The organism is Shewanella morhuae (assembly GCF_003028295.1).
Taxonomy (GTDB): domain Bacteria; phylum Pseudomonadota; class Gammaproteobacteria; order Enterobacterales; family Shewanellaceae; genus Shewanella; species Shewanella morhuae.
Genome location: NZ_PYSG01000002.1, coordinates 1,365,706 through 1,383,042, shown reverse-complemented (window position 1 = coordinate 1,383,042; position 17,337 = coordinate 1,365,706). Strand labels below are relative to the sequence as shown.

The 17,337-nt window shown below is 43.0% G+C and carries 18 protein-coding genes; 15 read left to right on the top strand and 3 right to left on the bottom strand.

Features of this window, described 5'->3' with window-relative positions:
* Positions 1 to 24 precede the first annotated feature (24 nt).
* From C9I43_RS06590 to C9I43_RS06540, 11 genes are all read left to right on the top strand, one after another.
* Entirely contained in the window at positions 25 to 420 is a 396-nt protein-coding gene (locus tag C9I43_RS06590) for an ACT domain-containing protein (RefSeq protein ID WP_107882826.1), read from the top strand.
* Positions 421 to 449: 29 nt separating this feature from the next.
* Positions 450 to 707, top strand: a complete 258-nt coding sequence (locus C9I43_RS06585; protein ID WP_076500361.1) for an HPr family phosphocarrier protein — start codon at positions 450 to 452, stop codon at positions 705 to 707.
* Positions 708 to 824: 117 nt separating this feature from the next.
* Positions 825 to 2,528 carry a phosphoenolpyruvate--protein phosphotransferase gene (gene ptsP, locus C9I43_RS06580; protein ID WP_107882824.1) on the top strand — a complete coding sequence of 568 codons (1,704 nt, stop codon included), beginning with the start codon at positions 825 to 827 and terminating at the stop codon, positions 2,526 to 2,528.
* 72 nt (positions 2,529 to 2,600) lie between these two features.
* Positions 2,601 to 3,110: a PTS glucose transporter subunit IIA gene (gene crr / locus C9I43_RS06575; RefSeq protein ID WP_076500357.1), complete on the top strand. Its 510-nt coding sequence runs from the start codon at positions 2,601 to 2,603 to the stop codon at positions 3,108 to 3,110.
* A 283-nt stretch (positions 3,111 to 3,393) separates the two neighbouring features.
* A complete protein-coding gene (locus C9I43_RS06570; protein WP_107882823.1) occupies positions 3,394 to 3,738 on the top strand; it encodes an ArsC family reductase in 345 nt (114 codons plus the stop codon).
* Positions 3,735 to 4,877 (top strand): succinyl-diaminopimelate desuccinylase, encoded by a 1,143-nt coding sequence (gene dapE, locus C9I43_RS06565; protein ID WP_107882821.1) that lies wholly within the window; start codon positions 3,735 to 3,737, stop codon positions 4,875 to 4,877. Before C9I43_RS06570 ends, dapE begins: the two co-directional genes overlap by 4 nt.
* Positions 4,871 to 5,584, top strand: a complete 714-nt coding sequence (locus C9I43_RS06560; protein ID WP_107882819.1) for a M15 family metallopeptidase — start codon at positions 4,871 to 4,873, stop codon at positions 5,582 to 5,584. The genes dapE and C9I43_RS06560 overlap by 7 nt, the downstream gene beginning before the upstream one ends.
* A gap of 84 nt (positions 5,585 to 5,668) precedes the next feature.
* A complete protein-coding gene (locus tag C9I43_RS06555; protein WP_107882817.1) occupies positions 5,669 to 6,499 on the top strand; it encodes an alpha/beta fold hydrolase in 831 nt (276 codons plus the stop codon).
* Positions 6,500 to 6,705: 206 nt separating this feature from the next.
* Positions 6,706 to 7,323 carry a carbonate dehydratase gene (gene can / locus C9I43_RS06550; protein WP_076500346.1) on the top strand — a complete coding sequence of 206 codons (618 nt, stop codon included), beginning with the start codon at positions 6,706 to 6,708 and terminating at the stop codon, positions 7,321 to 7,323.
* 335 nt (positions 7,324 to 7,658) lie between these two features.
* Positions 7,659 to 8,396, top strand: a complete 738-nt coding sequence (kdsB, locus tag C9I43_RS06545) for an 8-amino-3,8-dideoxy-manno-octulosonate cytidylyltransferase KdsB (RefSeq protein ID WP_107882815.1) — start codon at positions 7,659 to 7,661, stop codon at positions 8,394 to 8,396.
* A 35-nt stretch (positions 8,397 to 8,431) separates the two neighbouring features.
* A complete protein-coding gene (locus C9I43_RS06540) occupies positions 8,432 to 8,683 on the top strand; it encodes a DUF2897 family protein (RefSeq protein ID WP_076500342.1) in 252 nt (83 codons plus the stop codon).
* 198 nt (positions 8,684 to 8,881) lie between these two features.
* On the opposite strand, the gene trhO is transcribed toward C9I43_RS06540, so the two are convergent.
* Entirely contained in the window at positions 8,882 to 9,886 is a 1,005-nt protein-coding gene (gene trhO / locus C9I43_RS06535; protein ID WP_107882812.1) for an oxygen-dependent tRNA uridine(34) hydroxylase TrhO, read from the bottom strand.
* A 289-nt stretch (positions 9,887 to 10,175) separates the two neighbouring features.
* On the opposite strand from trhO, the gene C9I43_RS06530 reads away from it, so the two are divergent.
* Positions 10,176 to 10,829: a glutathione S-transferase gene (locus tag C9I43_RS06530; RefSeq protein WP_107882810.1), complete on the top strand. Its 654-nt coding sequence runs from the start codon at positions 10,176 to 10,178 to the stop codon at positions 10,827 to 10,829.
* A 162-nt stretch (positions 10,830 to 10,991) separates the two neighbouring features.
* Positions 10,992 to 11,189 carry a hypothetical protein gene (locus C9I43_RS19035; RefSeq protein ID WP_076500451.1) on the top strand — a complete coding sequence of 66 codons (198 nt, stop codon included), beginning with the start codon at positions 10,992 to 10,994 and terminating at the stop codon, positions 11,187 to 11,189.
* A 146-nt stretch (positions 11,190 to 11,335) separates the two neighbouring features.
* On the opposite strand, the gene C9I43_RS06520 is transcribed toward C9I43_RS19035, so the two are convergent.
* Together C9I43_RS06520 and C9I43_RS06515 are read right to left on the bottom strand one after the other, a co-directional pair.
* On the bottom strand, positions 11,336 to 13,093 hold the full coding sequence (locus C9I43_RS06520; protein WP_076500334.1) for a SulP family inorganic anion transporter: 1,758 nt from the start codon (positions 13,091 to 13,093) through the stop codon (positions 11,336 to 11,338).
* A gap of 406 nt (positions 13,094 to 13,499) precedes the next feature.
* A complete protein-coding gene (locus C9I43_RS06515; protein ID WP_107882808.1) occupies positions 13,500 to 14,126 on the bottom strand; it encodes a LysE family translocator in 627 nt (208 codons plus the stop codon).
* Positions 14,127 to 14,219: 93 nt separating this feature from the next.
* Here C9I43_RS06515 and C9I43_RS06510 point away from each other — a divergent pair, with 93 nt between their 5' ends.
* Entirely contained in the window at positions 14,220 to 15,578 is a 1,359-nt protein-coding gene (locus tag C9I43_RS06510) for an aminotransferase-like domain-containing protein (protein WP_076500330.1), read from the top strand.
* 435 nt (positions 15,579 to 16,013) lie between these two features.
* Positions 16,014 to 17,237, top strand: coding sequence for a multidrug effflux MFS transporter (locus tag C9I43_RS06505; protein ID WP_107882806.1), 1,224 nt, complete (start codon positions 16,014 to 16,016; stop codon positions 17,235 to 17,237).
* The last annotated feature ends 100 nt before the right edge of the window (positions 17,238 to 17,337 follow it).

Below are 17,337 nucleotides of genomic sequence, written 5' to 3'. Positions count from 1 at the left end.
ACAATACCCTTGCGAGTAACTGCCATGCGAATGACCTTAGCTGTTCATCCCGAACAATATACCATCCATAGCTTTAGCCCGAATGCCGTATTACCCAACGAAGTTTTTGCTCAAGATATTTATTTTATCGGTAAAACGCCTGAAGGCTTATCTTTAGTTATTTCTAGCGATATTATGCTCGATAGCTTAGAGCAAGAACCCGGTTGGCGCTGTTTTGAAGCGCTAGGCCCACTTGGATTTTTGACGACAGGACTTTTATCTAAAGTGTCCAGTACCCTAGCAGATGAAAATATCAGTATTTTTGCCATGTCGACCTTCGATACTGATTACATTTTGGTGAAATATAATCGACTTGACCTTGCTATTGAAGCCTTAAAAAAACAGGGCTACCACATCATAGAATCAAAAGACGAAGCGTAATACCTTCTTTAAATATGAGTTCAATTATTATGTACGAAAAAACGGTCACCATTATTGCTAAACATGGGATTCATACTCGCCCAGCGGCACTATTAGTTAAAGAAGCAAAAACCTTTGATTGCGATGTACTTGTCGAATGCAATGGTAAACAAGCTAGCGCTAAGAGCTTGTTTAAACTACAAACCTTAGGCTTATACTATGGCGTAACGGTTAAAGTATTTGCCGAAGGTGAGCAAGCACAACTTGCGGTAGATAAAGTATCCGAACTCCTTATTACCCTAAGTTAGTCCGATTATTTTCATGCTGTAATGTATTTATCCCTACTCTTTACAAACTCAACTGCACTCAATTAGACTCTCCACCGTAAAAGAGTAGTTAATTCAACGGTTAATTTAGGAATGAATATGTCAATTACGGGGATTATCGTGTCATCGGGAATCGCTTTTGGTCAAGCGCTTCACCTTATTCATGCCGAACACCATCTTGATTATCGTCCTATTCCTCTGTCTAACATTCCTCAGCAACAGGGTAAGTTTGTTAAAGCATTAACCGAGTTACAAGCACAGCTGACATTTATCCAAGCAACATTAAACTGTGACTCAGATAACTATCAATTAATTGAGGCCGACTTACTCCTATTGCAAGATGACGAGTTAATTGAGCAAGTTAATGACGCTATTCGAACACTACAATTATCAGCCAGTGTGGCGGTCGAGCGTATATTCGCTCATCAAGCTAATGAGTTAGCGTCATTAGATGACCCTTATCTTGCTAATAGAGCGCAAGATGTACGCGCATTGGGCCAAAGGGTTGTTGCGGCGATTAATGGCCACTTAGATCAAGGTTTTAAAAAATTCGATACCCCGACGATATTATTAGCCCAAGACTTAACCCCAGCCGAGTTTGCGTTACTTCCCCGAGAAAATCTTTGTGGGATAGTGCTTAAAACCGGTGGCCTAACCAGCCATACCGCCATTTTAGCAAGAGCGGCAGGTATTCCGGCCATGTTAGGTTGCCAATTTGATACCGACCTCATTCCTAACGGCATGCCCTTAGTTCTCGATGCACTTAATGGCGAACTCTGTCTTAACCCAAACCCAGAACAACAAGCAAAACTTACCGTCACCTTTCACCATGAACAGCTGCGCCGCGCTGCACTACAAGCCTATAAAAATGTTCCTGCACAAACTCTAGACGGCCATCAAGTGGGATTAATGGCCAACGTGGGCAACCTCAACGACATCATCCATGTGAGTGATGTCGGTGCAGATGGCATCGGTTTGTTTCGTACCGAATTCATGTTGATGAACGTGAGTACCCTACCCGACGAAAAAGCCCAATACAGTTTATATTGCGAAGCTCTGCACGCGCTAGGCGGTAAAACCTTCACGATTAGAACGTTAGATATCGGTGCAGATAAAAAGCTGCCCTGCCTATATCAAGAACAAGAAGATAATCCCGCTCTAGGTCTGCGCGGTATTCGCTATACCTTGGCCCATACCGACTTATTCAAAACCCAATTAAGAGCTATTTTGCGCGCCGCCAACCATGGTCCTATCCGCTTAATGTTTCCTATGGTGAATCAAGTTGAAGAATTAGATGAGGTGTTTACATTAATCGCCCAGTGCCAAGATGCCTTAGAAGAGGAAGAAAAAGGCTACGGTGAACTCAGTTATGGCATCGTTGTAGAAACCCCAGCAGCTGTATTGAATTTACGCGCTATGCTAGCCAGACTTGATTTTGTCAGCATCGGCACGAATGATTTAACGCAATATGTTATGGCCGCAGATAGAGCTAATCCGCAATTAACCCGTGATTATCCTTCATTATCCCCTGCCGTTTTAGCGTTAATTAATATGACAATACTCCAAGCTAAAAGCGCCAACGTTAAAGTTTCACTTTGCGGTGAACTCGCCAGCTCACCGCACATAACGCCGCTACTTATAGGCATGGGGCTTGATGAGCTCAGTGTTAACTTAAACTCACTCTTGGAGGTAAAAGCCGCGATTTGCCAAGGCAATATGCAACAATTTGCCACACTGGCACACACAGCATTACAACAAGATAGAATTTCAGATCTGCAGCAGTGTATAACAAGCTATAAATAGAGACATTTATTCGTTATGCTGCATCCATAGAAGAAAAACAATGACCAAAACAAGTATAAGAGGCGTGACATTATGGGATTTTTAAGCCGAATTAGGCGCTTGGTATCGGGTCAGTCTCAATTAGCTGGCGGTATCATGGTATATGCTCCTGTATCAGGCGATATTGTGGCAATCGAAAAAGTCCCTGATGTGGTTTTTGCCGAAAAAATTGTTGGTGATGGCATCGCTATCGCTCCCAAAGGTGAATTAATTCTTGCACCTATCGACGGCACTATTGGTAAAATTTTCGAGACTAATCACGCATTCAGCATTGAATCCCCCCAAGGTTTAGAGCTATTTGTCCACTTTGGTGTGGGCACTGTGGAACTTAGGGGCAGAGGTTTTACACGCTTGGCCGAAGAAGGCCAAGAAGTGAAAGTTGGCGATCCTATTTTGTCGTTTGATATTGATTACCTCAAAGATCAGGTCGACAGCTTACTGACGCCAGTTGTGCTTGCGAATATGGAAGACATTAAATATCTCGACAAAGCCCAAGGCAGTGTTGTTGCCGGTAAAGACGTGATTTTTACAGTTCAGCTTTAGCTTAAGCTTAAGCTTAATGATTGCAATACATTCTTTACCAGACGATATGATTTACCGGAAAATATTATTTATCAGACAATATCGTCGGGGCGATTTCTACGAGAAGCTCCCTTTATGTTTTTAGGATAAATAAGCGATATGGTGATAAGTGTCTGAAAAACTGAGAACAAATTGTGCTGTCTTTTGATCGCATATTGCACTGGTTACATGTGATACATATTGCCACAATGTCTACAAAATCAATGCTTGCTAGCCAAGCGTCCATCCACACTGGAGCATCATTTTGACCCTCTACGGTATTAAGAATTGCGATACAGTGCGTAAAGCACGCAAATGGATTGAAAATCATCAACTAGCGGTTAATTTTCACGATTTTAGAGATGATGGTTTACGTCAAGAAGACCTCGAATTCTGGTGCAACACCTTAGGTTGGGAAACCGTATTCAATAAGCGCAGCACCAGCTTTCGCGCACTTAGTGACGCAGATAAAGCCGATATAGATCAAGCCAAAGCCATTAAACTCATGTTAGCGCAGCCAACACTCATCAAACGTCCCGTCCTTGTAGCTGGTGAACACGTATTAGTGGGTTTTAATGAAGCCGATTATAAAAGAGTATTCTCGCTATGATATCAGCTGATAATTACCCCGTGACTGAGCTCACTAAAGCATTAATCGCTCGCCCTTCGGTGACACCACTTGATGAAGGCTGCCAAACCTTAATGGCAGAACGATTAAGTACACTCGGCTTTAATATTGAAGCGATGATATTTGAAGACACCACTAATATGTGGGCACGTCGTGGCAATGAAGGTCCATTATTTTGTTTTGCTGGCCACACAGATGTGGTTCCGACAGGCGATGTAAATCGTTGGCACACGCCGCCTTTTGTGCCCACCATTATCGATGGTTATTTATATGGCCGCGGCGCGGCAGATATGAAAGGTTCATTGGCAGCAATGGTGATTGCCACCGAACGCTTTGTCGTAAAACACCCCGATCATCATGGCTCTATCGCCTTTTTGATTACCAGCGATGAAGAAGGCCCATTTATCAACGGCACAACACGGGTCATTGATACCTTAGAGGCCCGCAACGAGAAGATTACTTGGGCACTTGTCGGTGAACCGTCATCAACCCTAAAACTGGGTGATGTTGTTAAAAATGGGCGCCGTGGTAGCTTAACCGGCAACCTAACCGTTAACGGGATTCAAGGTCACGTGGCCTATCCGCACCTTGCCGATAATCCGATTCATAAAGCGGCGCCTTTTTTAGCTGAACTTAGCCAAATGCACTGGGACAACGGCAATGAGTTTTTTCCGCCTACCAGCTTTCAAATCGCCAATATCAATGGCGGTACTGGCGCATCAAATGTGATCCCTGGCGCACTAGAGGTGATGTTTAACTTTCGCTATTCTACCGAAGTGACCGCCGAAATTTTGATTGAGCGCGTTGAAGCATTATTGAAAGCCCATGAGCTTGATTATAATATCAGCTGGATTTTCAATGGCTTGCCATTTTTAACCGGTGATGGTCCATTACTTGATGCAACCCGTATCGCGATTCGCCAAGTCACAGGCTATGAAACCGACCCTCAGACCACTGGTGGCACATCAGACGGACGCTTTATCGCGCCAACGGGTGCCAAAGTGCTAGAACTGGGCCCCGTTAACGCCACTATTCACAAAGTAAATGAATGCGTTAAAGTGGACGACCTTGAGCAGTTAGCCCTGTGTTATGAAATCATCTTGGAACAACTGCTGTGTTAGCGCATCTTGATATTCGCCCCGAACATGCACGGCTTTATGGCTTAACCTCCTCAGACTTAGTGGAGTATTTAAGCCCACATCACCGTGGGTATCATAGCTTTTGGTTAGAGGCCAACACTGCCATTGCCTTTAATGCGATGGCAGCAAAAGCTAACGAAGCGGGTATAAAACTGGCTATCTGCTCCGCCCACAGACCATTTGAAAGGCAACTCGCTATTTGGAATGCTAAGGCCAGTGGCAAACGTGCGGTGTTGGATATTAATGAACAAACGGTAAATATTCAGGGCTTGAGTGAAGACGCCATTGTCGATTTGATTCTACTTTGGTCGGCGCTTCCGGGTGCATCCCGTCATCACTGGGGCACTGATCTTGATGTATTCGATGCGGCGACAATTGATATCAAAGCGCTGCGTCTTATTGAAGCAGAATATGTCGAAAATGGCCCCTGCGCCAAACTGCATGCTTGGTTGCTGGAAAATGCCTATGATTTTGGCTTTTATTTTCCCTTCCAACGCGGACAAAGTGCGGTGAGCCCAGAACCTTGGCATATCAGCTATTTCCCTGTGTCACAATTATTATTGCCTCAATTTGATCGCTCTGAATTGGCTATCTTGTTAGCCAACAGTGATATGTTGCTCAAACATGCCGTACTCACCCGTTTAGATGCGCTCATAGATGAATACGTGTTGCGTATTGCTCAGCCCTAGTCACGAGTATTAGTCAAGGTTAAGGCCAATGACATCGCTAAGGTTGGGACTTAACATAATGATATATTTGATTAAGTAGGTTTTATGGATTTTTCTTCACACTATCAACAGTGCACGATTGCCGAGCGTAATCTAAGTTATCTCGATATCGGCACTGGCCCTGTATTGTTGTTCGGTCACAGCTATTTATGGGACAGCGCCATGTGGGCGCCACAAATCGCCGCCTTAAGTGGCCATTACCGCTGCATAGTTCCGGAACTTTGGGGCCATGGTCAGTCTGATTTACTCCCCGATAACTGCACGACCCTACTTGATATTGCCGATCATATGTTGGCCTTAATGGATGCCCTCGAAATTGATAACTTTAGCATCATTGGGCTTTCTGTTGGCGCGATGTGGGGTGCTGAACTGGTACTCAAAGCGCCGGCAAGAGTTAACGCTTTAGTCATGCTAAATAGCTTTATTGGTTTTGAACCGGAAGTGACTCGTACTAAATATTATTCCATGCTGGATACTATCGCTGCGGCGAACGCTATACCTGCGGCGCTTATCAGCACCATTTCACCCTTGTTTTTCGCTAATCATACCATCGATAACGCACCTGAGCGTATGACCGCTTTTGAGCGTTCTCTTGCAAATATCACCGTGGAAAAAATTCCGACAATTGTTAAACTAGGACGGATGATTTTTGGTCGCCGCGATACGATGGAATATGCTGAGCAGTTTACGCTACCTTGCCTTATCATGGCGGGGGTTGAGGATAAGATACATAGTGTATTAGAAAGCTATTTGATGAGTGACAGCATTGATGGTAGCCAACTGGTGCATATTCCGTCAGCAGGACACATTTCAACGCTTGAGCAAGCTGAGTTTATCAATCAGCATTTAGTCGCCTTTTTGGCGCGTTATCTATAAAACCGTCCCATTAAGGGACTGCATTATAAAATGTGCACAGAGTCAAAAATAGCAAACATCATTAACATTCAATCCGCTAATGTTGTCACGCATTGGATAGACCAGCACAGAATATTTTACTGTTATACTCTTGTTTAAAGAGTGCTGCCTGCAAGAGCTAGAGCATTAGAAAGTCATTTTACATGTTAACAAAACAATAGGTTACAATGAAACTACTTAAACCTCTATTCGACAATAATCGCCGTTGGGCCGGACGCATACGCCAAGAAACTCCTGATTTCTTTGAACAATTAGCTAAACAGCAACATCCTGAATACCTGTGGATTGGTTGCTCTGATAGTCGCGTACCGTCTAACCAAATCATCGATCTTATGCCTGGTGAAGTCTTTGTTCACCGTAATATCGCTAACATGGTGATTCACACCGATCTTAACTGCTTATCTGTGCTGCAATATGCCGTTGATGTCCTTAAAGTAAAACACATAATGGTTGTCGGCCATTACGGCTGTGGTGGCGTGCGGGCAGCTATGGGTCAGCAACGCTTAGGGCTTATCGATAACTGGCTTGGACATTTACGGGACATCTACCGTATCTATCAAGAAGAATTGTTACAAATGGATGAAGCTAAACGTTTTGATCGCCTGTGCGAACTTAACGTAATTGAGCAAGTTGCTAATGTAACCAGTTCAACCATAGTACAAGAGGCATGGGATCGCGGCCAAGAAGTGGCTGTGCACGGCTGGATTTACGGTATTGATAACGGCTTACTCACAGATTTAGATGTCACGGTTGACCGCGAACATGGATTAGCCCATCCACGCTAATGATTCGCTTTTGGGCGGGTGGCATCATGCTAAGTTCGCGTAAAAATTAAATAAAACCTGCCTCTGTGCAGGTTTTATTCTTACATGGCTGTTTTTAACAATTAAACATCGCAAGGGGCTTTTACCCCAGTTATAATCCGCCTATACGTTATCAACATTAAAGAGACGCACAACATACTCTGCTACCAATGCTAGAGTCATGGGCGTAGGAAATCATCGCTAACATGTTGATGACTTTTTCTGTCGTATCTAACCGCTATTACATATCAACAGTGCTCATAGCGAGCCCTTTTGTAGTCTAAACAGTATGTGCCTGATAAAAATAGGATAATTTGATGAATGTCACTCTTTTAATCCCCGCTCGTTATGCTTCAAGCCGCTTTCCGGGTAAACCCTTAGCACTGATTAATGGCAAACCGATGATCCAGCATGTGTATGAACGCGCATCGTTAGCCAAAGGTCTGACTAACATTTATGTCGCGACCGATGATGATCGCATTAAGGCGGTTGTTGAAGGTTTTGGCGGCAATGTTGTTATGACCAGCCCAGATGCAGCATCAGGTACAGATCGTATCAATGAAGCGATAAGCCTCTTAGGGCTAAAAGATGATGATTTAGTCATCAACCTGCAAGGCGACCAGCCGCTGATTAATCCCACTTCTATTGAACAGTTAATCAATCTATTTAAAGATCACCCAGGTGAGTTTGAAATGGCCACTTTAGGTTTAGTGATTGATAATAAAGCCGAGCTTGATGACCCAATGCATGTGAAGATGGTGTTTGATAACAACAACTTTGCCCTGTATTTCTCCCGTGCTCGCATTCCCTTTGGTCGCGATACGCAAGATTACCCTGTTTATAAGCATTTAGGCGTTTACGCTTATACCCGCAAATTCGTACAAGCTTTTGCCGCGCTGCCATTAGGTCGCCTAGAAGAACTAGAAAAACTTGAACAATTACGCGCCCTAGAACATGGTTATAAGATCAAAATAGCGATTAGTGATTTTGATTCCGTCGAAGTCGATGTGCCAGATGACATTCGTAAATGTGAGCAAAGATTAGCGGCTAAGTAATTGCATTGTTGGTCTTTTTGAAATAGGAGCTGAGTATGTCAACCTTAGAAGTTTGGATCCTGATTATTTTGATCCTTGGTGTCATTGCCAGTAATCTTGCCGCACTAAAATACAGTGCTAAGTTTAAGCTGCCGCAATTTGGTCAGCATGGTAAAGATAAACAGATAAAGACAAGCGATGACGATCCTGATAAAACGCCTAGTGAAGCAGATAATGACACATCATTACAGCCAACCTCAGCAACAGAGACGAGTTCAGAGCCTAATACAAAGGATCGCAAAGAGTAATCAGTGCTTAAGCGTGTTTATTTTATGGTTTTTAAAAAGGCGCTAAATGCGCTTTTTTAATAAAATAATTCAACCTAAACGCTTTAAAGCCAATTGTTAGATTTGTCTTTTCGCGCAAGCACACAATAAATAATGAAAAAATAGCCCGAACAAGTCGGGCCATAATGCACATTATATTAGTGACTCACACTGCATGTTTTATAACACTGGTGATTTTTTCGCGTTATTTTTCTCGGCGGCGAGTCGACGCTGTGCTTCTTTCTGCTCGCGGCGCGCTTCAATCACTTGATTTACATCGCTGCCGATGTGCGCTTCATTACGGGCTTTGGCTAGATTCACTTGGCGTTCACGCTCAACAAAACGTTTGCGCTGCTCGTCAGAAATTTTATCAATACAATGTGGACAGCTCACGCCTTGCACATAGGCTGGGCTCTGTTTTTCAACTTCAGTGATAGGCATACGGCAAGCATTACATTGATCGTATTGGCCTTTCTTTAAATCATGATTTACCGCAACACGATTATCGAATACGAAACACTCGCCTTCCCATAGGCTTTCTTCGGTTTTGACTTCTTCAAGATATTTAAGAATGCCGCCCTCAAGATGGTAGACCTCTTCAAAACCTTGCTCTTTCAAATAGGCGGTTGATTTTTCACAACGAATACCACCAGTGCAGAACATAGCCACTTTTTTATGTTTGGCAGGATCAAGATTCTGCTTCACATATTCAGGGAATTCTCTGAAGGTTTCGGTTACTGGGTTAACCGCATTTTTAAAGGTGCCGATTTGAACCTCATAGTCATTGCGAGTATCGACTAAAATCACATCGGGATCTGAGATTAGCGCGTTCCAATCTTGTGGCTTAACGTAAGTACCAACGACTTTTAAAGGGTCAATCCCTTCAATGCCCATAGTCACGATTTCGTTTTTCAATTTAACTTTAGTGCGATAGAACGGCATTTCATCGTCAAATGACAGTTTATGAACAATATTATCCAGACTATTTTGGCTATTGAGCCAAACTAATAGTGCTTCGATAGCTTGTTCAGTACCTGCGACGGTACCATTAATCCCCTCATTTGCCAGTAGTAAAGTACCTTTGATTTCGGCCTGTTCCATCATTTCGAGCAATGGTGCTCGAATCGATTCAAAATGCGGTAACGACACAAATTTATATAACGCACACACGACAACTTTAGCCATAACACCCTCTTTGCTGGCTGGAACTTCATTTCCAGTGCATAAACACATTAACCATCTGTAGGTTTGCTACAGATCCCAAAATAGCGCAGAATTTTACCTGAGTCACAGCCAGATAAACACAGATAAAATGCTGGGTCTGTTATTCTTTACGTATATGAGTGATAAAAACAATGTGTTGAATACAAATTAAACACAAATATATGTATTAACACGGTACTATCTGCGCCTTTCATAAGCCGCATTCCTGCCAAGGCTTTTTCAAACTAATAACACAAGTGAGGAGTCCTGTATGGCTTTAGCCGTTCTGTATACTTTCCGCCGCTGCCCCTATGCCATACGGGCGCGTCTTGGATTATTACTCGCTCAATGTAATGTAGAAATCCGCGAAATTACACTTAAAGCCAAACCGCTAGAGATGCTGGCCGTGTCACCTAAAGGCACAGTGCCCGTGCTAGTGTTACCGAACGGCGATGTCATAGCCCAGAGCCTTGATATTATGCGCTGGGCACTCATGCAGCGCGATCCATTAGATTTGTTATGCCATAAAAATCCTGCTGCCGATAAAATGGCCTTACTTATCGAACAAAATGATGTGCAATTTAAACCATGGCTTGATCGCTATAAATATAGCGATCGTTACCCTGAGCAAACGCAAGCAGATTATTACCGACAGGCGAGCTGTTTTCTCATACAACTGGAACATTGCCTTAGTGAAACGCCATTTTTAGTGAGCCATACACCTCGCCTCGCCGACTATGCCATCGCACCTTTTATACGCCAATTTGCCGCAGTAGAAACTAAACGTGTGCTGAGTGATGACTTTCCTGCTGTAGCCACATGGTTAGAGCGATTAATGTCTAGCGAAATATTTATTAGCGCCATGCATAAACATGTGATCTGGAATGCTAGTCATGCGCCGATTTACTTGTTAGGAGATTGGTAAGCCAATAAATTAAAAGGATTATTGTGATTTTATGTTATGGATATTAATCCGCCGTTCGAGTAAAGTGCTGATTACTGGGCAACATAGCTAAATAAAAAGCCACCGCTCTTAATGTCTCAAGAGCGTGAATGAGAAAATACAAGGATACGTGCGTTGGAACATATGGATATCAACATCATAATTATGCTGACAGGATTGCTGTTATTACATTGTCTATTCGCCTTTAGAGCCTTCAACAGTAGAGTCAACCTCAGCACAAATAAGAAATGCTTCTGGTGTTTACTCAGCCTGATACTTGGCCCTATGGGTTACTATGCTTACCACGGTTTTATTCCACTAGATAGAATTCTTAAAGACTAAACGGGAACAAAACCTAAGCCCCATTCTATTGATAAGTTACTGGCGAAAAAAATAGCGCAACCTTAGTTACGCTATTTCTAGAATATTTTTTACGAAAGATATCATTATAAAATTAAGCACTACCGCCTATAAACGCCAAGCGTTAACTATAAATGGCTGTGTAGTAATACTGAGTCATCCGGAATCTTTTGAATAACAGGTGCTTGCCCTTCGGCCAAAGCCTGTTTGTAACTCTGATTCATTTTAAGAGCAAGGTATAAATCAGGCCGGATCAAAATCCCTCCTTCACCCGTATGCATACCCGCTTGCTCGAACCATCCCAGCATCTGCCGCTTGCGACCCGCTAACACTAAACGTACTCCACGCTTTTTAAGTAACTGATGTAAATCAGCTAACATCGCCATCACACTTAAATCTAGATGTGTAAAACAAGGTACCGCATCAATAATTATGCAATCAACCGGCTCCGACTCACGTACAAATCGCTCTAACAAACGGCGCTTAAAATAGGCTGCATTGAAGTAGGTTAATGGAGAATTAAAACGGTAGATAAACACACCTGGAACTGACTTTGCTTTATCCGAATCATCAATACTACGAATAACGCCCTTATGATCCAATCCAAGTACTTGATCTGTTGGGCGCATAACCGTCGCCAAGAATTGGAATAAACCCAGTAATACCGCCAAGGTTATCCCTGGGATGACCCCAATAAACAATACCGAGAACAACGTAATTGAGGCTAATAAAAAAGCAGAACGATCCCTTATGCGCAGGTTCCATAACGACTTTAAATCAATAAGTGAAATAGAAGCAATCACCAGTACCACACCCAAGGCGGCACTCGGAATATACTTTAGCGGCTCGGTAAAAAAGAGTGCTACGATGCCAATTAACACCGCAGCAATAATGGATACTAATTGACTTTTACCGCCATTGGCATCGTTAACGGCGGTACGAGAATCGGCACCGCTCACAGCAAAACCTTGGGATAATGCCGAGGCTATATTCGCTAAACCTAGCGCCCTAAATTCTTTATCGGCATCGATATCATAACCATTTTTTGCTGCAAAGCTTCGCGCTGTCAGCATCATACTGACAAAGCTTACCATGGCCAAGTTAAGTGCGGGGATCACAAGCTCACGGGTAATACCTAAATCAAAAGCAGGGACTTGAAAAGTAGGTAACCCTGCGGCAACCTCCCCCACAACGCTAATATCCAGACTTGTTAGGTTAAACATCCAAACCAGAAAAGCCGCCATTGCCATTGCACACATTGAAGCTGGCCATTGGGGACGAAAATGTTTGAGTAAGGCGTAGGTTGCCAGCGTTACAATTCCCATAGACAATGTTGGCCAATGGGTTTTTGATAAATAAGAAGGGGTAAGGCTGAGGCGTTCAATGAGATAACGCTCATCAAAGGTAAAACCAAAAATTTTTGAAAATTGACCAACAATAATGGTAATCGCGACCCCGTTAAGTAATCCCATCAAAATCGGTTTTGAAAGAAAATCAGCAAATACACCGAGCTTAAAACGACTCGCAATAAGGCACCAAAAACCCGTCATAGCCGTCATGGTCATGACTAACTGCCAATGTTTCATACTGTCGCCCGCTGCAAGCGGCGTAACAACAGCTGCAATCACTGCGCAAGTTGCCGCATCAGGCCCTACAATGAGCTGCCTGGAGGTACCAAAAAAGGCGTACACCAACATAGGTAAAACACAAGAATACAAGCCAACAGCAGCATTCACACCGGTCAATTGGGCATAAGCAATTGCAACGGGTAACGCCACCGCAGCAACAGATAAGCCAGCACGGACATCGTCCCTTAACCATTGTTTTTCATACTGCAGCATTTGCGCTAAACCTGGCATAAATGAAACTAAACTGGGAAACTTCACGCGATAACCTCCATATATTCACTCCCAAGTTAACTGACCGAGCTTGGAATAAGCTCTGAGTCTCTACAGCTTATCTTCTCTTTCTCTGCGTTAACCTTACGGCTAATAGCCCGTGATTCGGTATGCAAACTCACCTTGATAACGAAAAAACTACCTCTGTAGAATGAGTTTTGTAAATAACGTAATAAGATTAATCCGTTATAACAGCCACTATACCCAGTTAAGATTAAATAATACTTGAAATACCTTAGGCTGAGTACAACTACCCCAAAAATGATGACCTTTAGACCTCCTTAGTCAAAAAGTCACCAATACTAATATTGCTTATGGCATAAAGCCAATCATTACCCAAGTTTGTTTGGTGCTAACTTTCTATAAACGATAATCTTAGTGGTATTAAACGCCATTAACGCAAAATCATCGGCAGTGATATTAATAGCAAACTGCCCATAAACCAGTTGAAATGGCGTTTACGTCTATCGGTATTAAGCTTTTTACTGATCGCCGCCCCGACAAATACCCAAGTGAATGAGGCGGGAAACCCCACTAAGTTAAACACTAAGACTCCCAGAAAAGCACTTAACCAGAAACTATCACCGCCTAATGTAAAAGCGCTGCACAAAGTAATCGTCGACATCCAAGACTTGGGGTTAATCCATTGGAATAATGCGGCTTCAATCAGCGTCATCGGTTTTCGACCGTCATCTAAATTCGTATTATGTACTGGCAATGTCACTAATTTGTAGGCTAGATAAAGCAAATACACTAAAGCAAAATACTTTAATATTTGATGAAATATAGGCATTGCTTCGAACAAAGCGCCGAGTCCGAATAATACCGAAAGATGTAAAGAGGTTGAACCTAAGCGTATCCCTGCAATATGCGGTACGGTACGTAGCACACCAAAGTGCGCCCCTGAACTGGCCAGTAACACATTATTAGGCCCTGGAGTCATTGTCATCGTGGCGCAAAATAGCGCTGTTGACGCCATCAACGTCCATAGTTGTGGATCGTGGAGTAATGCGGTATTCATAATCGCCCTAGTATTGTATGCATACATTTATTGACATAAACAGATGCAATAAATAATATACAGACAGTATTAGAGATCAATGGATTTATTGTCATGGGTACAATCTGGACACCGGATCTAACCGAATTTTCAGGCCCTAAATATCAGCGCTTAGTCAGCGCCATAGAACAAGGCATATTACACAAGGTGTTACCCCAAGGCAGTAAACTGCCACCACAGCGCCGTTTAGCCGATATTTTAGGAATTACTATTGGCACAGTAACCCGCGCCTATGCGCTGGCTGAGCAACGCGGTTATGTGCAAGCACGTGTCGGAGATGGTACTTATGTTAATACTGCCCCAATACCTGAACTTGGTAACGTACAGCTGAATATGGCAACCTGCCAGCAGCCTCTGACAGATCAAATCAGCACCCTAAGCGATTGCCTCAGCCAATTGGCGAAAGACCCAACTAAACTCAGTCAGTTACTGGGTTATCGTGCTGGCCCATTAGATCAACACCAGCAAGTATTTCATCAATGGCTTAACCAACGCGGTATACAACAAACTCCTGAGCAACTCATTTTCACCCATGGCGGACAGCAAGCCATTTTTGCCTGTTTGAATGCTTTTTTATCGACGGGTGATGTACTGCTACACGAACAATACAGCTATCCTGGGGTGAGAATTTGCGCTAAACAACTCGGCATAACCAGCATTGGCGTACCGCTCACCCATGAAGGGGTCGATCTCACCCGCTTTGAGGTGTTATTACAAACTCACCATCCAAAAATTGTTTATCTCACCCTAAATAACCAAAATCCCACTTGCATTCAATACAGTGAGTCGCAGCGACAAAAAATTCTCGAACTGGCAGAGCAGTACCAGTTCTATATTATTGAAGATGATGTGAATTATTGTTTGCCCGAAGAATGGCATTCTCCCCTGTGGCAATTAGCAAAACAGCTGGCTATTCCACGGGTCATTTATATTTCTAGCTTATCGAAATTATTTTCTGGTGGTTTAAGGCAAGGTTTCATTCTGGTCCCAGAAGCCCTTATCGCCCAAGTACGCCTCGCGATTCATAGCCAATGTTGGATGGTGTCACCACTCAATATTGAAATTGCATGTCAGTTAATTAAGAAAGGACAAATCACTGCAGATAGAGATGCCATTGTGCGCCAGCGCCAAAACCTCTGTGTTGCTATGGGTGAAAGGTTAGAATTAACCCAAACTTGGCGAGGACTCAACGGTTGGTTACAACTACCCGAAGATATTAAGGCGCATCATCTTGTAACCGCTCTGGCCGCAAAAGGTATATTAATTCGTAATGGCGATGATTTTAATTGCCATGATAATTTTATCCGCTTGAGCCTGGGCGGCGCTGAAAATAATGCACAATTTCAGCAAGCAATTGACTGTATTGAAGCTACTATTCATTCTTTGGTGCAAAATGCCTATTCCGTGGTATAAAAAAGACTTAATAGCTTGTAAATAAATTATTTTACTCATCGTGGCTGAGATGAAATTAATTCACACATAATGAGGCGCTGCAGATAATTAATATTGAGGACGACCCCTGTGCACAAGGTTTCTTAAAAAACGCGTAAACACGAGAGACAACTTAGTTACAATTTAATCGACAAAACAATGTAAAAAAATTACCGCAAAGATTGGTTTATTTAGCAGAGCACTTTACTATGCTATGAGTTTGCGCCTAACAATATGGGTGAGTAACACCATTCATTTTTTACTCTAAATTCTACTAATTATCTTAACCATAGCTTTCATATTGATGCAAAGCGCTAGCTGATAGTGATTGTAACAACAGCGTATTGTCATAGAACAATGTTATTAAACTAGCGTCAGTCCGCTAAAACCATTTTCATTTTTTCACAAGAGGTAACCGTGGACCCACAATCACAACCTTCTGCTTATAACAGTAGATCTATACCAAATTTAGCTTTGCTTATTCCTATGCTTGCGGCAATTGTCGCTATCACCCCACTAGCCATCGACATGTACTTACCAGCAATGTCGACATTGGCGCTCAATTTTCAAACTGATGTCACCACGGTGCAACAATCCCTAAGTATTTATCTAGCAGGTTATGCCCTTGGCATGTTGTGTTTTGGCCCTTTAGCTGACCGTATTGGCCGTCGCCCTATGGTGATCATGGGGCTGAGTGGATTTATGTTAACCAGTTTGCTGATTGGTTTTGCTGGTCAGGTCGAAGTCTTTCTAGGACTGCGTTTTTTGCAAGCTTTTATCGGCGCCGCCGCAACTGTGGTAGTACCGGGATACATAAAGGAGGTTTATGGTGACAATACCGCTAAGGGTATGTCATATGTGAGTTTAATCATGATGTTGGCACCATTATTGGCCCCAAGCATTGGCAGTGTGATCCTCGAACTCGGTGATTGGCATTTAATCTTCTTTGTCCAATCAGCCTATGCCGTAACCTTACTGCTACTCGTACTGTTTGCACTGAAAATGCCCAGTGATAAAGATATGGATACTCGCAGCCAAAAGTCATTCTTTGGTGCCTACGCAACGGTATTAACTCGCCAAGGTGTTAAGTTAAATATTGCCAGTGGCGTATTAACCTCCTTTGCTTTTTTCTGTTATCTCACCGCATCACCCTTCGTTTATATGGAGGTTTTTTCCCTAGATAAATCCTATTTCGCCATCTTATTTAGCACTAACGTTGGTGCCTTGATGCTAGCAAATATCATCAATACTCGTATTGTGGGTCTTTACGGCTCGCTGCGTATGTTGCATGTATCGACTTTTTTTGGCGCCATTGCGGGAGTCGGTTTATTAACCGTCAACTTACTCGACTTGAGCTATCATTTTACCGTGATGATGCTTATTCCTTTGATGGGTTGCCTCGGGGTGATGTCAGTGAATGCCGATGCGATCGTGCTGATGAAGTTCAAACAAGAAACAGGCACAGCAACGGCGGTTATTGGGACTTTAAGATTTGGTTGTGGGGCTTTAGCTGGGCCATTATTAGCGATGTTTTATGATGGTACCGCTGTCCCCTTCGCCGCGCTCATGTTAACGGCTATTTTGTTAGTCGGGATTTGTCAGTTGAATCGCCCAAAGCATCAAATACCGCCAACCGTTTAATCATTATCAGCTAACGATAATTTATTCATTTGCGTATCGTATTGCATAGAAAAGTAATTTTCATATGCACACATGTAGCAAATTAATAACATTGGTTAAG

Coding starts and splice junctions, on each gene's coding strand:
- C9I43_RS06530 (WP_107882810.1), top strand. CDS start 10,176: ATGGCTTTAGCCGTTCTGTATACTTTCCGCCGCTGCCCCTATGCCATA.
- ptsP (WP_107882824.1), top strand. CDS start 825: ATGTCAATTACGGGGATTATCGTGTCATCGGGAATCGCTTTTGGTCAA.
- C9I43_RS06515 (WP_107882808.1), bottom strand. CDS start 14,126: ATGAATACCGCATTACTCCACGATCCACAACTATGGACGTTGATGGCG.
- dapE (WP_107882821.1), top strand. CDS start 3,735: ATGATATCAGCTGATAATTACCCCGTGACTGAGCTCACTAAAGCATTA.
- can (WP_076500346.1), top strand. CDS start 6,706: ATGAAACTACTTAAACCTCTATTCGACAATAATCGCCGTTGGGCCGGA.
- C9I43_RS06510 (WP_076500330.1), top strand. CDS start 14,220: ATGGGTACAATCTGGACACCGGATCTAACCGAATTTTCAGGCCCTAAA.
- C9I43_RS06540 (WP_076500342.1), top strand. CDS start 8,432: ATGTCAACCTTAGAAGTTTGGATCCTGATTATTTTGATCCTTGGTGTC.
- C9I43_RS06585 (WP_076500361.1), top strand. CDS start 450: ATGTACGAAAAAACGGTCACCATTATTGCTAAACATGGGATTCATACT.
- kdsB (WP_107882815.1), top strand. CDS start 7,659: ATGAATGTCACTCTTTTAATCCCCGCTCGTTATGCTTCAAGCCGCTTT.
- trhO (WP_107882812.1), bottom strand. CDS start 9,886: ATGGCTAAAGTTGTCGTGTGTGCGTTATATAAATTTGTGTCGTTACCG.
- crr (WP_076500357.1), top strand. CDS start 2,601: ATGGGATTTTTAAGCCGAATTAGGCGCTTGGTATCGGGTCAGTCTCAA.
- C9I43_RS06590 (WP_107882826.1), top strand. CDS start 25: ATGCGAATGACCTTAGCTGTTCATCCCGAACAATATACCATCCATAGC.
- C9I43_RS19035 (WP_076500451.1), top strand. CDS start 10,992: ATGGATATCAACATCATAATTATGCTGACAGGATTGCTGTTATTACAT.
- C9I43_RS06555 (WP_107882817.1), top strand. CDS start 5,669: ATGGATTTTTCTTCACACTATCAACAGTGCACGATTGCCGAGCGTAAT.